Genomic DNA, 13,214 nt, shown 5'->3' on the forward strand with positions numbered 1-13,214 from the left:
ACCCGTTGGTTACAACAGAAAGGAAGCGTTGTTAGACCGCGCTTTCGCTAACCTGTCGAGTCCGCCCGCCGGAGTCCGGGTTAAAATTTGGTAATAATCTGGTGAAGCCTATTTCGAGGTGACCAGCAGACGCGGCCAGTAGTCCGCAAACATGTACTGGCGGGTGGCGTCGGCCGGGATATCAAACTCCGAGCCCTTGTACCACGGCGTGCAGGTGCGTTGCGCCGGGTCAAGATTGCCCCATTGCAGCTTCGGACACGGCTCGTTCGACGGGTCGATCAGATTGTCCACGGCGCGGATTTCGCCGCGCGAGGAGGCCAGAATGCCGGCCGTGCGAATCCGGGCGATCTGGTTACCACCGATAAAGCCCGTGCCGTCCTCGATATTGATAGCGATTTCGTTCGAGAGGATCTTGTTGTCGATGACGCGCAGGCGATTGAGGCTGGAGGTCACGCCGTGTTCCGAATAGTCGATAAGCGAGCGCGACAGCAGGGCTTCGCCACCGCCGGACAGGCTCAGGGCCGAGGCGAAAAATTCGATGCGCATGTCATCCATCGACAGGATGGAGTCACCGGAATCCAGCTTGACTTCCATGCCCACCGCCCCGGCACCGCGTTCAAACCCGCGCCAATCGGCCAGTTGCTGCACCGTCACACCGGTCATCTGCGAATCGCCGCTGAGCACCGCATAGAGGCCGCCCGCCGTGGAGGTCACGCCCGCCTGTTCGGCATAAAGCTGCGCTGAATTGACCGCGACGGCGACCGTGCGGGTCTTGGCCACCACAAAGGAAGACAACAGGTTGAGACGCCCGCCGGACACGTGCACCGCGGCGGAGTCGCCCTCATAGCGCACGGTCGAATTTTGCAACGTCAGTTCCGAACCGGAGCTGTAGATACAGGCCGATTGCCCCCCGCGGCGCGAGGCGATCAGCATATTTTTCAGTATCACCTTGCTGGCCTGCGGATTGATGCGCAGGCAGGATTCGCCATCGGGGGCCACCAGCACCGGCAGGCGCGAGTCGCTGCTTTCGCCGACAATCGTCAAGGATTGATTGATCATCAGGCTGGCCACGCAGGAGCGATTGCGCGCCACCAGTTTCAGCACGCCGCCGGGGCGCATCCGGCGCACCACGTCTTCGATATAGGCCTGACGCGCGGTGTCGCAATTGATGGTCGCGCTCCATTTGGAGCCATAATAGCCATAGCGGTTGTGCGGCTTATAGTATTTGCCGTGGCAGGTCTTGAGCTGCGCATCCAGCAGGACGCCGAAGCACGGCCGGGTCAGGGCCTCGGTGCGCGCCGCATTATAGCCGTTGCTGTAGCTGGCGCCATAGCTGGTCTGCGTCTGGGCCGAGGCGGCGGACACGCCGCCAAACGCAAGCCCCAGAACAACAACAAGATGAGTGGCAAAGGTGACGAGTGCGCGCATGGTCATTTCCCTCACCGCCCCGGATTGGTCGAAATCTGGTTGAGAACGGCCTGCAGACGCGAGGCCGACGGACGGAACCCGGCCAGAGCCGAGTCGAGACGCAGCACCACCGCCTGCGCCTTGTCCTGATCGGCAACGCCGCTCAGGCCCAGGGCGAAATAGGTGGACATGGCAAAGCGCGCCTCAGCAGAGCCCTGCTTTTCGGCCTGCTGATACCAGTAGTAGGCGCGGGCATAGTCTGTGGGTACGCCCACCCCTTCGGAATACATGACGGCCAGCACCAGTTGCGCCTGCGACGAACCATTGGTCGCCGCCAACTGAATGGCGCGTACCTTGTCCAGATTGGTCATGCGTGAGCCGTCCGGGCGGCCCAGTATGGCGCGCAGGGCCGACAGGGTCTGCGGCGGCACCCGGTTCGCCGAATAGACGGCCTCGGTCGGGCGCGACCCACCCGACGTCTGCGCGATGTCGGCATCGTTGGGGCCGACGGGGTAGCGTTCCTGCCCCGGATTGCCGTCGCTGTCCGGCCCGCTGCTAACGCGCTGAACCGGTGCCGACCCCTGCGCCAGATCGAGATAGACCAGCGCGCGCCACACATGGATAAACGGCAGCTCATCCATACGCGACAGGGCATATTCATAGGCGTCGGTGCGCGGACGGCTCTCGTCCGAATGCGGCACACCCCCGGCGGGCGCTTCGGGCGGGTAGAATTCAAACGGCGACACCCAGCGCTTGGCCTTGGCCTCGACAAAGGCCCCGTAACGGCTGCGTTCGGGGGCGGACTTTTCAAAGTCCTTAAGCATCACATAGGCCCCGACATCACCCGTTTCCGCCGCCTTGTAATTATACAGATAGGCATCGACATCGTTGCGCGGGAACAGGCTGATGACGTTCGGGCGGCCGTCCACGGGGTTGCGCATCATGGCGCGCACGGCTTCGCGGTTATCAACGGGCTCACCCATCGGGCCGTACTGATCGTCATACAGGCGACCCAGCGTGCGAAACCCATCCGCCCCCAGTTGCGCCTGAATATAGATGACGCGATCACGCACCTTGTCGCGCTCGGAATTGTCCATGCGCGCCAGAAGCGTCTCCAGCTTGCGATAGGCGACGGAGCGTTCCACCGCGCGGCACTTGTCAAAGCGCGAGGCCATCTGACCGTTTTTGAGCGTGCGGTTGATCGGCGCGAAGCCTTCGGGGTTGGTCAGGGCCATGACCAGCCACACCGACGCCTCGGTCGGGTCTTCGAGATTCTTGTCCGTCGCGCGTTCCGCCATATAGCGGCTGGCCAGTTCAAGCTGCGAGAAAAAGTCGTTGGCAAAGGCGTGCTTGCGGAAATAGCGAACCGCCCGCTCCTGCTCATTGAAGCCGGCCCCGCCATTATCGGCCATGGGCGGGCGCGGACAGCCACTGACGCCGCGCGGCCCATCACCACCACCGCCCAGCCAGTCCACTGATACGTCACAGGCCGTCAAGGGCAGGCTGAGCGCCGCCGTCAGCATTACCGCCGCCGCAGCGCGGAAGGGCACACGGTTCATCAGCTTCCGGCCGGTACGACGGGCGGTCTTATCACCGGCGCCGTTGCACCTCATGTCTTCGCTAATTGACATCACGCATCGCCCCGACAGAAATGCCGGCAAAATTATGGTTAACAAATCTTGTGTTAGGGATCGTGCGACCTGTCAAGCGCCCCCATCCGGTCCATTTGCGATACCGGCAAAGCGTTGCCGGATTGTCGCGGACCCTGACGAAACTCAGATGGAAAAACCCAGCCCCTGAGCGGTACGTCAACCCCCGTATAACGCCCTTATGATAGCGTTAATTTCCGCGCCTTGGCCAGAGAAAAGTGTTAAGAGCCGCCCATTCCGGGACACTTTTCCCTGCCCCGGAGTCAAAATCCACATCCGCCCTTTATGATTTCGCCCCTCAGGCGAAAAATCACCCCGCACAGGTCCGCCATGCTTACCGCGTCACAGAAACAAGAAATCTATCAGTCGCTTAAAAAAGAGATTCTGTCGGTGCTCGATTCTGAGCCCAATCGGGTGGCGCGCATGGCGACCGTGGCCTGTCTGGGCGCTCAGGCCTTTGAGACCTGGTTCTGGACCGGCTTCTATGTCGTCGACGAAACCAAAAAGGCGCAGGGCATAGATGAGCTGGTGGTCGGCCCCTATCAGGGCACGCTCGGCTGCCTGCGCATTGATTTCAGGCGCGGTGTGTGCGGCGCGGCGGCGCGTGAGCGCCAAACGCAGGTGGTCGAGGACGTGCACGCCTTTCCGGGGCATATTGCCTGCGACTCCCGCTCCAACTCCGAAATCGTCGTGCCGGTGTTCGACGCCACAGGCGAGCTGATTGCCGTGTTCGACGTCGATTCGGAAAGCTACGGCGCGTTTGACGACACCGACCGCGTGGCACTCGAAGACCTGATGCAGGCGGTTTTCGGGGTTTAACTCTAACCCACCGCCGCGGCCCTGAACCCTATTTTCAGGTTGTGATTTTGCCCCCCCTCGGCTAAACCCGCCGCACCATTCCATACATGTGAAACAAAGGGTGCCTCCTCGCATGGCGCAACAATATATTTTCCAGATGCAGGGCCTGACCAAGCATTACCCCGGCGGTAAGAAGGTCTTTGAAAACATCTGGCTCAGCTTCTATTCGGACGCCAAGATCGGCGTCGTCGGCGTCAACGGTTCGGGTAAGTCCACCCTGCTGAAGATCATGGCCGGCATCGACAAGGAATTTTCGGGCGAGGCGCGCGCCGCCGAAGGCACCAAGATGGGCTATCTGGAGCAGGAGCCTAAGCTCGACGACTCCAAAACCGTCTGGGAAAACGTCATCGACTGGTGCGAAGAAAAGAAGATCGTCGATCGCTTCAACGAAGTCGCCGCCCTGATGGGCGAAGAATATAGCGACGAGCTGATGGAGGAGATGAACGCCCTTCAGGAAAAGATCGACGCCGGTGACCTGTGGGACATCGACAGCCGCATCGAAATGGCCATGGACGCCCTGCGCTGCCCGCCGAACGAGTCCGGCGTGACCAGGCTGTCAGGCGGTGAAAAGCGCCGCGTGGCGCTGGCTCGCTTGCTGCTCTCCAAGCCCGACATGCTGCTGCTTGACGAACCGACCAACCACCTCGATGCGGAATCGGTCGCCTGGCTTCAGCACCACCTCGAAAACTTCCCCGGCTGCGTCATTCTCGTCACCCACGACCGTTACTTCCTCGATCAGGTCACCAAGTGGACGCTGGAACTCGACCGCGGCAAGGGCGTGCCCTATGAAGGCAACTATTCCGGCTGGCTGGAGCAGAAGCAAAAGCGCGTCGTGCAGGAGCAGTCCGAATCCGAAGCCCGTCAGCGCGCGCTCACCCGCGAACTGGACTGGGTGCGTTCCGGCGCCAAGGCCCGTCAGGCCAAGTCGAAGGCCCGCTTGGCCGCCTATGAGCGCATGGTCGAGGAACAGGAACATTCGACCAAGGCCCAGACCTACGCCACCATCCAGATCCCGCCCGGCCCGCGCCTCGGCAACGTGGTCATCGAGGTCAATGGCCTCGAAAAGGAATTCGGCGATAAGGTGCTGTTCAAAGACCTGAGCTTCAAACTGCCGCCCAACGGCATTGTCGGCGTCATCGGCCCGAACGGCGCCGGTAAATCCACCCTATTCAAGCTGATCACCGGTCAGGAAAAGCCCGACGCCGGCACGATCAAGCTGGGTGAAACCGTCAAGCTCGCCTATGTCGATCAGTCGCGCGACGACCTCAACCCCGATCACAATGTCTGGCAGGCCATTTCCGGCGGCACCGACGTGATGATCGTTGGCAAGCGCGAAATCAATTCGCGCGCCTATGTCGGCGGCTTCAACTTCAAGGGCGGCGATCAGCAAAAGAAGGTCGGCCTGCTGTCCGGCGGTGAGCGCAACCGCGTCCACCTCGCCAAGACGCTGGCGTCCGGCGGTAACGTCATCCTGCTCGACGAACCGACCAACGACCTCGATATCGAAACGCTTCAGGCCCTCGAAGAGGCGCTGGAAGATTTCGCAGGCTGCGCCGTGGTCATCAGCCACGACCGCTGGTTCCTCGACCGTCTGGCCACCCACATCCTCGCCTTCGAAGGCGACAGCCACGTGGAATGGTTCGAAGGCAACTTCGAAATGTACGAAGAAGACAAGAAGCGCCGCCTGGGCACCGACAGCCTGATCCCCAAGCGCATCAAGTTCCAGAAGTTCGCCAGATAAGCGGGAAGTTAAAGAATGCAGGGGCAGCCGCCCCTGCACCCTTGAGTTGGAACAGAATAAACCGCCGGAGTGTCAAACTCCGGCGGTTTTGTTTTGTCGTTAAATAGATATGATTAGCGTTAATCAATGTATCGCTATAGCGCTCCCCTGATTTTAGGGAAGGTGATTGCATGAATAATCCGTTTAACATCACCCCGTTATAGTGACTTTAGGAAACCAAATGAGGGTTGCGTGGAAAGTATAAAAATCATCGGGTTTTCAGTGTTTGCGGCTGTGAGCTACGGCATACTGCATGACATGGTAACGGCGCATTTGTGTGTGGAGTATTTCACGATAGCGCACCCTCCAATCTTTGCGACCCAGTCTCCATTTCTACTGGCCCTCGGCTGGGGCATAATCGCTACGTGGTGGGTAGGCTTACCACTTGGTATTCTTTTAGCGGCTTGTGGACGCTTAGGTCCAAAAAACAAACTGTCATTTATTCAACTTCTCAGGCCAATTCTGATTCTGATGAGCGTCAGTGCTGTCGCCGCTCTTGTTGCTGGCCTGTCCGGGGCGGCACTCGTCTTGACTGCAATGGGTAACATCCCTGAACCTTGGGGGGAAATTATCCCTTCAAACAAACATATAACGTTCAACGCAGCGTACTGGGCGCATTCGACAAGCTATTTGTTCGGGTTCGCGGGTGGGTTAACGGTGCTCGCCTTCACCTTCTATCGACGGTTCAACCCACCAATTACTGCGCCTAAAGCCTAAGCCAGCATATTGCGCTTGTGCTTGGCCAGCTTGCCCTTGGTCGGGCGTGGCGCGGGTGGCGGCAGATCATCCGGGCCCAGCGGCGTCGTTTCCGCGACAGTGACCACGACCAGTTCTTCCGGCTGGCTCGTCTTCGCCTTTTTCTTTTCCGGTCTGGGTGTCTTCGGCGCAGGCGCGCCACCCCACGGATTTCGCGGGTCGATCAGGCCCCGGCTATGGAAGAAGGCCGAGCTTACGCTGTTGCGCCCCAGTTCGGCCTGCGCCCCTTCGAGCAGGTTGAGGATATGCGCCTCATCCTTCCACGCCTCGTGGAAGTCCTGTAAGGCGCGCCACACGGCCACCCGGTGTTCGTCCGTGGTCATATCGACCTTGACCTTGGCCGGTGCGTCTTTCTTGGGATTTTCTGGATCGGGCTCCGGCTCGGACAGGGCCTTTTTGAGGTCGTCGAACGGCTTGCCCGTCTTGTCTTTCAGCGCCAGCAGCGTCCCCAGCTTCGCCTCGATCACCGCCGACAGTTCGCGCGCCCGCTCAAGCTGCAAGGCCCCCGACGCGCTGACCGCCAGATGCAGGCTGTAGCGCACACTGTCGTAGATCGCCCTGGCCGAGGCGCGATAACGCGCCTGTTGCCCGGCCTTTGATAACTGCCCCGACAGCCATACGGTCAGGGCAAACACCACCACACCCGCGATCAGAAAGCCCAGCAGAAGCATCAGCGTATGACCGTCGAGCACGATGGTCGCCACCGCGCGCGGGCCTTCCCCGAAGGGATCGCCGAAATCCTCAGGCGCGTCCGAATATCTCATCTCTGCCACCTCGGACGGGTCGCTTCGGCACCGGGCTCACCTCCCCCATAAAGGGTGCGCGGGTCGCGCCATTCCGCCGTCGTCAGTTGCCGGAACACCGCCGCATAGTGTTCGCGCATCAGGCCGAGGTCCCGCCACGGCGCGGCCAGCTTTTGCAGGGCCAGCCACACCTTGGTCGTGGTATCAAAGCCCGGCTTGGCGGCCTTTGTCTCTTCGGCCTTGGGCAGGCCCACAACCTCACCACCGACCGCGGCTACCGCTCCGGGTGCCGCTGTCGCCCCCGGTTCCGCCACACCCGGCTGACCATTATTGACAGCAATATTGATGACCGTGCCGCCCGACATGCCACTCACGCCCCCCTTGGCCGCCTCCGGCTTCTTGTCCGGCTCGACCTCCTTGACGGCGCTGTTGGCCTTGTTCAGCGCTGCGTGGTGCTTGCCGATAAGGTCCATCAGCTCGCTCGTATGGCCGAAAACGTCCTGATTGGCGTCGATAGCGGCGTGCGATTTGTCGCGCACATCGGCCGCTGAACCGCGCACGGCGTCACCGATCACCGCCCCCAGCGCATCGACATTGCGATTGAGTGCCGGCGGCAACCCTGTCCGGCGACGGGCCCCGACGATCAGGCCCGCAATGAGCATCAGCACGCAGAAGGCAATGCCGATCATCCACAGCAGGCCGCCGCTATACCACAGGCGCACCAGCGTGTCCCACAGGCTGGGGTCATAAAAGCCGTCCGGCGGCGTGGCGTAATCGTCCCCGGTGTAGCGCATGAACCCTGAAAACCTCCCCCAAAGTGGTTAACGTGCCAAAGGGTTAACAGATTGCCACGCTTTGCACCAGCGGGGTAGATCGAATTCACGATGTCGCTGCAAAAAGGGCTCACCCCCGAAAGGATGAGCCCTGTGCATTCGTCATGAAGCGGAATGATTTTGATGGAATCGTTCGGCTTTAGGCTGCGGTGACGATTTAAGATTTAATCCGGTTCTTTTCTCCTCCCCACTCCGTGGGGAGGTGGCAGCGAGCGAAGCGACGCTGACGGAGGGGTATTACCGTCCGTAAGATACCCCTCCGCCTCGTAAACTCGGCACCTCCCCATAATATGGGGAGGAGGAAGATGGCAACCGTTAATGCGTCGCCTTAGCTTAGCGCGCGCTGCGGCCCTGAGTCTTAGTGGCGGCGTCTTCGATGCGGCGCAACAGGTCCTTCATCAGTTCGATCTCTTCGACGCTGAGATTGGCCAGCACTTCCTTTTCAAACTCCACCGCCGACGGGGCGACGTCGTTGAACAGGCGCTGACCTTCCGGCGTCAGGATGAGGTGGTGCGAACGGCCATCGTGTTCGTGCGGCGCGCGGGTGATCAGGCGGCGCTTGGCCAGGGCCTGAGCGGCGCGCGAAATGGTCACCTTGTCCATGCCGGTGCGCTTGACCAGCGCCTGCTGGGTCGAGGGGCCGTCTTCATTCAGTACCCAGATCAACCGCCATTCGGGAATCTTCAGACCATAGAGACTGTCATAGGCCGTCGAAATCAGCCCCGATACCGCGTTGGAGGCCACAGACAGGCGATAAGGCAGGTAATTATCGAGCGACAGCTTGCTATAGGGCATCGGACATCCTCTCAAAAGGTAACTCTGCTATTGCCGTTTTAATGTCATAAATACAAATGAGAATTTTTTAATTCGTCATAAACCCCGACTAATGCGCGGCGGCCTTGTTTTCGACACGGTAGCGGCGCAGGGAGCACGCTCTTTATTTATTTCGCGCCGCAACAGGGTGTGAGGCGACAAGCCCCGTGCAAGCTGTTATGGCGGCAGAAATATCTTTTTAGTTACGGATTTATCCCTTGCTGCGCCCGCTGTACGACTGGACCCTGAAACAGGCGGCCCGTCCCAATGCTGAAAAAGTTCTGGCCGCGATTTCGTTTGCCGAAAGCTCTTTCTTCCCCATTCCGCCCGACGTGATGCTGGCCCCTATGGCGCTGGCCAAGCCGGAAAAGGCCTATCGTCTGGCCTTTATCTGTACCGTGGCGTCTGTGCTGGGGGGGCTATTCGGCTATGCGATTGGCTATTATCTGGCCGACATCGGGCTCAAGATTCTAGGGTTGTTCGGCTATTCGGGCAATCTCAACAGCTTTCACGCCATTATTCAGGAATGGGGGGCGTGGGCCATCCTGATCAAGGGCCTGACGCCTATTCCGTTCAAGCTGGTGACCATTGCGTCGGGCATGGGTCAGCTCAATCTGGCGATTTTCTTCATCTGCTGCGTCATCACCCGCGGCGCGCGGTTTTATCTGACGGCCTTCCTGCTCAAGCGTTTTGGCCCGCAGGCGCGCGAACTGATCGAAAAGCGTATCAATCTGGTGGCGATCGTCGGGGTGGCCGTGATCGTGCTGGGGATCGTCGCCGTCAAATTCATGCATTAGATCATTATGGTTTCTGGTAGAAACATAATGATCCAGATTTTGTTAGCCCCTCGCCGGGCGGTGGCTTGCGTCACCTTGGCCGCCGCCTCAATGGCGGCTTGAGCGGAATGATTATAGAAATCATTCCGCTATAAACCCCTCACACAGCCGATTGCCCCGGTCGTGCGAAGCATTTAAGGTGCGATGGCTTGGCGTAACCAGAGGTGACCGATTGTGATGAAAGCTGTGCTGTTTTTTAGCCGCTGGTGGTCGGTCATCGCCCTGATCAGCGCCTTGTGCCTTCTGGGCGCGGCGCACGCCTTTCAGACGTTCGGCAATCTCAATCCCTGCCATCTGTGCCTGAAGCAGCGCGACATCTACTGGATCGCCGTCGGCGTGTCGCTGGCGGCCACGGTATGGGCGGTGTTTACGGGGGCCAAGGGCCCGCCGCGCGTCTTTTCCTTTGTGTTGTTTGCTATCTTTGCCACCGGCTGCGCCATCGCCATCTTCCACATGGGCGGCGAAGAAAAGTGGTGGGCTCTGCCGGCCACCTGCACCGGCGTGTCGGATGAGGTGTCGATTGATTCCATCGCCGCCATGCTGTCCGGCGGCAAGTTCAAGGCCCCGCAGTGCGACATTGTGGCGTGGCGCTTTCTGGGCCTGAGTATGGCAGGGTGGAACGCCATCATTTCCGGCGCGCTGGCGATCCTCAGCCTGATAGCGTCTTTGCGCCTGCAACTCTATTACCGCCTGTCGCAGCGTCAGGCGAGTGAAGCCTGAGAGGCCCGACCATGACCGAAGCCGCGCTCCGTCAAACCCCTCCCAAGCCCGGCGCGGGCGAGCGTCAGCGCCGCCTGCACGAAATCCTGCGCGTCGATCACGCCGGTGAGCTGGCGGCCGTGCATATCTATCGCGCGCAGGCCGCTGTGTTTGCCGCCACGCCCCACGCGGCCCTCAGCGACGATCTGAAACGCATGGAGGGCGAGGAGCAGGTGCACCTCGACCGCTTTGAAACTCTGATGCGCGACCATCAGGTGCGCCCGACCGTCATGACACCCGTTTGGCGCATGGCGGCGCTGGGGCTGGGGGCCGCGACGGCGCTTTTGGGTGAAAAAGCCGCTCACGCCTGCACCGAAGCGGTCGAAAGCGTCATCTCGGAACACTACGCTGAACAGATCGCCGAAACCCAGGCCCGCGACCCGGAACTGGCTGCCGAACTGACGCAATTCCGTGACGATGAGCTGCGCCACCACGACCACGCCATAGAAGAAGGCGCGCACGAAGCCCCCTTCTATCCGTTACTGTCGGCGGTGATCAAAGGCGGCTGCAAGCTGGCCATCCGGATCAGCGAAAAGATATGAGTCCCGTCCCGCTGCCGCCGCACCGCGCCGAAGACCTGCGCAATCTGGGGGCCAGGGCAGCCGACGGCATCGCCGCCATCGTCGGATCGTGGCGCTTTATCATCATTCAGTCGATCCTGCTGTTCGGCTGGATCGCGGTCAACAGCGTGGCGTGGATTCGTGGCTGGGACCCGTATCCGTTTATCCTGCTCAATCTGGTCCTGTCGTTTCAGGCGGCCTTCACCGCCCCCATCATCATGATGTCGCAAAACCGTCAGGCCGAGGTGGACCGTCAGAAGGCCGACGCCGACTACCACGTCAATATCAAAGCCGAAGAAGACATCTGCGGTCTGCATGAAAAGGTGGACCTGCTGCGCGAACAGGACGTGGCGCGGCTGATCGGGCTGGTCGAGGTGTTGATCGAGGATAACCGTGCACTGCGGGCCGAACTGGCGAAACGGGACTGATCGCCGCCCTCGCCGTGCAAGGGCAGCGGTTCATCAAAACTGCGCGGTGATGTTCTGGCCGCCGCGGCTAATGGTGATGGTGAAGCGGCGGGCCGACTTCATCACCGACTCCAGTTGCGCCGTCGAGGTGATGGCCTGTCCATTGACGTCCTTGACGATATCGCCCGGCCGGAAGCCTGCCGCCGCCGCGTAGGAACGCCCGGACAGGGCATAGATCATCACGCCCTTCGACGCCGCAAACGGATCGAGCCCGATCTCATCGGCCACGGCCGGCGACAGATTGACGACGGTCGCCCCATTGAGTGGGAAGTTGCCGCTGAGGGCGCGCTGATCCTTGGGTGCGCCGCTGGGCGGGGTAACGCGCGCCGTCAGGCTCAGTTCCTTGCCCGCGCGCAGCACCTTCAGCGCCGCCGCGTCATTGGGATTGAGCAGGCCGACGCGGTAGTTCAGCGCCTTGGGGTCATTGACCGCCTCGCCATTGATGCCCAGGATGACGTCGCCGGTCTTCAGGCCCGCCTTGTCCGCCGGACCGCCGGGATAGACGTCGGACACCAGAATGCCGTCCGGGCGCGACAGGCCCAGAGAGCGGGCGATTTCGGTGGTCATGCCGTCGCCCTTGGCCCCCAGCCAAGGCCTGACCAGCGTGGACTTACCACCCAACGCCGTATCGACCGCGCGGCGCACCATGGCCGCCGGGATGGCAAAGCCGACGCCCGCCGATGAGCCTGAGCGCGACAGGATAAACGAATTAATACCGATCAGGCGGCCGTCCATATCGACCAGCGCCCCGCCGGAATTACCGGGGTTGATCGCAGCGTCGGTCTGGATAAAGGCCCCCTCGCCCTGCCCCACATCGGTGCGGTCCAGCGCCGAGATAATGCCGTTGGTGACGGTCTGCCCCACGCCGAACGGGTTGCCGATGGCCAGCACCAGATCGCCGACCTCAAGGTCGTGGCCTTCCTGAAGGCTGATGGTCGGGAACTTTTGACCCGTGGTGTCGAGCTTCAGGATGGCCAGATCGCTGCGCTCATCGGCCAGCAGTACCTTGGCGGGGAATTCGCGGCGGTCATTGAGCACGACCATGAATTCCTGACCGCCCTGCACCACGTGGTTGTTGGTGACCACGATACCGTCGGCGCGCACGATGACGCCGGAACCCAGCGACTGCTCGACGCGGGCCTGCGGCACCCCGCCGCCGAACAACTGCCAGAAGGGATCGACCTGCTGACGCGTCACGCGCCGCGCATAGACATTGACCACGGCGGGCGCCGTCTGTTTGACCACGGGCGAGAAGGACGACTTCATGGCACCCGCATCGCCGGGCACCTTGCGCGTGGCGGGGGCCGGGGCCTGATTGAAGCCCTGATAGTCCTGCGACTTGCCCTCCCCCGGTGAACAGGCGGCCAGAACGGCGCAAACGGACACCAGCAGGGCGGATTTCAGGGTCATGGTGATCTCTTTGGCTCTTATCGTCATAGGGACTAATGTAAAAACCAAAATGGCGACTTCAAGGCCGGAAGATTTGGCCACCAAAAACACGAAAAGCACGAACAGGTTTTGCCCACGGCGCGAAGCGCCTTTTAGATCGGTATGACTTTTGATGAAATCGTAATTCAAGCACCTCCCCTGATTTCAGGGGAGGTGGATTTGACGCCGCTCAGGCGTCAAAGACGGTGGGGTTAACTACCGTCGCTTTAACCCCACCCGGCCCTTCGGGCCACCCTCCCCTGAAATCAGGGGAGGCGCTATACTGGAACGCTGTTTCCACTTAAATCATCTCGCCCTAGAAGCG

The 13,214-nt window shown here is 60.9% G+C and carries 13 protein-coding genes; 7 read left to right on the top strand and 6 right to left on the bottom strand.

The window, feature by feature from the left end:
- Positions 1-108: 108 nt before the first annotated feature.
- Positions 109-1,428: a hypothetical protein gene (locus Q0072_RS08515; RefSeq protein WP_298328497.1), complete on the bottom strand. Its 1,320-nt coding sequence runs from the start codon at positions 1,426-1,428 to the stop codon at positions 109-111.
- Between the two features lie 11 nt (positions 1,429-1,439).
- Positions 1,440-3,038 (bottom strand): tetratricopeptide repeat protein, encoded by a 1,599-nt coding sequence (locus Q0072_RS08520; RefSeq protein ID WP_298328500.1) that lies wholly within the window; start codon positions 3,036-3,038, stop codon positions 1,440-1,442.
- A gap of 348 nt (positions 3,039-3,386) precedes the next feature.
- Between Q0072_RS08520 and Q0072_RS08525 the strand changes: the two genes are divergently transcribed.
- The 3 genes from Q0072_RS08525 (at position 3,387) to Q0072_RS08535 (ending at position 6,411) form a co-directional block, all read left to right on the top strand.
- Positions 3,387-3,875 (top strand): GAF domain-containing protein, encoded by a 489-nt coding sequence (locus Q0072_RS08525; protein WP_298328503.1) that lies wholly within the window; start codon positions 3,387-3,389, stop codon positions 3,873-3,875.
- Between the two features lie 112 nt (positions 3,876-3,987).
- The gene (ettA, locus tag Q0072_RS08530; protein WP_298328505.1) at positions 3,988-5,655 is read left to right on the top strand and encodes an energy-dependent translational throttle protein EttA; all 1,668 of its coding nucleotides are present in this window, start codon (positions 3,988-3,990) and stop codon (positions 5,653-5,655) included.
- A 231-nt stretch (positions 5,656-5,886) separates the two neighbouring features.
- Complete coding sequence (locus Q0072_RS08535) at positions 5,887-6,411, top strand: hypothetical protein (protein WP_298328507.1); 525 nt, start codon at positions 5,887-5,889, stop codon at positions 6,409-6,411.
- Here the strand turns inward: Q0072_RS08535 and Q0072_RS08540 are convergent.
- The 3 genes from Q0072_RS08540 to Q0072_RS08550 form a co-directional block, all read right to left on the bottom strand.
- Positions 6,408-7,214: a hypothetical protein gene (locus Q0072_RS08540; RefSeq protein ID WP_298328509.1), complete on the bottom strand. Its 807-nt coding sequence runs from the start codon at positions 7,212-7,214 to the stop codon at positions 6,408-6,410. The genes Q0072_RS08535 and Q0072_RS08540 overlap by 4 nt on opposite strands.
- Positions 7,211-7,987, bottom strand: coding sequence for a hypothetical protein (locus tag Q0072_RS08545; protein WP_298328512.1), 777 nt, complete (start codon positions 7,985-7,987; stop codon positions 7,211-7,213). The genes Q0072_RS08540 and Q0072_RS08545 overlap by 4 nt, the downstream gene beginning before the upstream one ends.
- Positions 7,988-8,359: 372 nt before the next feature.
- Positions 8,360-8,821: a MarR family winged helix-turn-helix transcriptional regulator gene (locus Q0072_RS08550; protein ID WP_290796534.1), complete on the bottom strand. Its 462-nt coding sequence runs from the start codon at positions 8,819-8,821 to the stop codon at positions 8,360-8,362.
- A gap of 236 nt (positions 8,822-9,057) precedes the next feature.
- On the opposite strand from Q0072_RS08550, the gene Q0072_RS08555 reads away from it, so the two are divergent.
- From Q0072_RS08555 to Q0072_RS08570, 4 genes are all read left to right on the top strand, one after another.
- Positions 9,058-9,636, top strand: coding sequence for a YqaA family protein (locus Q0072_RS08555; RefSeq protein ID WP_298328519.1), 579 nt, complete (start codon positions 9,058-9,060; stop codon positions 9,634-9,636).
- 216 nt (positions 9,637-9,852) lie between these two features.
- Positions 9,853-10,395, top strand: coding sequence for a disulfide bond formation protein B (locus Q0072_RS08560; protein ID WP_126422914.1), 543 nt, complete (start codon positions 9,853-9,855; stop codon positions 10,393-10,395).
- Positions 10,396-10,406: 11 nt separating this feature from the next.
- Positions 10,407-10,976, top strand: coding sequence for a demethoxyubiquinone hydroxylase family protein (locus tag Q0072_RS08565; RefSeq protein WP_298328522.1), 570 nt, complete (start codon positions 10,407-10,409; stop codon positions 10,974-10,976).
- Positions 10,973-11,422, top strand: a complete 450-nt coding sequence (locus Q0072_RS08570) for a DUF1003 domain-containing protein (protein WP_298328525.1) — start codon at positions 10,973-10,975, stop codon at positions 11,420-11,422. The genes Q0072_RS08565 and Q0072_RS08570 overlap by 4 nt, the downstream gene beginning before the upstream one ends.
- 33 nt (positions 11,423-11,455) lie before the next feature.
- Here Q0072_RS08570 and Q0072_RS08575 read toward each other — a convergent pair whose 3' ends face one another.
- The gene (locus tag Q0072_RS08575; RefSeq protein WP_298328528.1) at positions 11,456-12,871 is read right to left on the bottom strand and encodes a Do family serine endopeptidase; all 1,416 of its coding nucleotides are present in this window, start codon (positions 12,869-12,871) and stop codon (positions 11,456-11,458) included.
- Positions 12,872-13,214 lie beyond the last annotated feature (343 nt).

This window comes from Asticcacaulis sp. (assembly GCF_027484505.1).
GTDB lineage: Bacteria > Pseudomonadota > Alphaproteobacteria > Caulobacterales > Caulobacteraceae > Asticcacaulis.

What these genes read in the sequence shown, in the direction of transcription:
- Q0072_RS08515 (WP_298328497.1), bottom strand. Translation starts at nt 1,428, where the DNA reads ATGCGCGCACTCGTCACCTTTGCCACTCATCTTGTTGTTGTTCTGGGG.
- Q0072_RS08520 (WP_298328500.1), bottom strand. Translation starts at nt 3,038, where the DNA reads ATGTCAATTAGCGAAGACATGAGGTGCAACGGCGCCGGTGATAAGACC.
- Q0072_RS08525 (WP_298328503.1), top strand. Translation starts at nt 3,387, where the DNA reads ATGCTTACCGCGTCACAGAAACAAGAAATCTATCAGTCGCTTAAAAAA.
- ettA (WP_298328505.1), top strand. Translation starts at nt 3,988, where the DNA reads ATGGCGCAACAATATATTTTCCAGATGCAGGGCCTGACCAAGCATTAC.
- Q0072_RS08540 (WP_298328509.1), bottom strand. Translation starts at nt 7,214, where the DNA reads ATGAGATATTCGGACGCGCCTGAGGATTTCGGCGATCCCTTCGGGGAA.
- Q0072_RS08545 (WP_298328512.1), bottom strand. Translation starts at nt 7,987, where the DNA reads ATGCGCTACACCGGGGACGATTACGCCACGCCGCCGGACGGCTTTTAT.
- Q0072_RS08550 (WP_290796534.1), bottom strand. Translation starts at nt 8,821, where the DNA reads ATGCCCTATAGCAAGCTGTCGCTCGATAATTACCTGCCTTATCGCCTG.
- Q0072_RS08560 (WP_126422914.1), top strand. Translation starts at nt 9,853, where the DNA reads ATGAAAGCTGTGCTGTTTTTTAGCCGCTGGTGGTCGGTCATCGCCCTG.
- Q0072_RS08565 (WP_298328522.1), top strand. Translation starts at nt 10,407, where the DNA reads ATGACCGAAGCCGCGCTCCGTCAAACCCCTCCCAAGCCCGGCGCGGGC.
- Q0072_RS08570 (WP_298328525.1), top strand. Translation starts at nt 10,973, where the DNA reads ATGAGTCCCGTCCCGCTGCCGCCGCACCGCGCCGAAGACCTGCGCAAT.
- Q0072_RS08575 (WP_298328528.1), bottom strand. Translation starts at nt 12,871, where the DNA reads ATGACCCTGAAATCCGCCCTGCTGGTGTCCGTTTGCGCCGTTCTGGCC.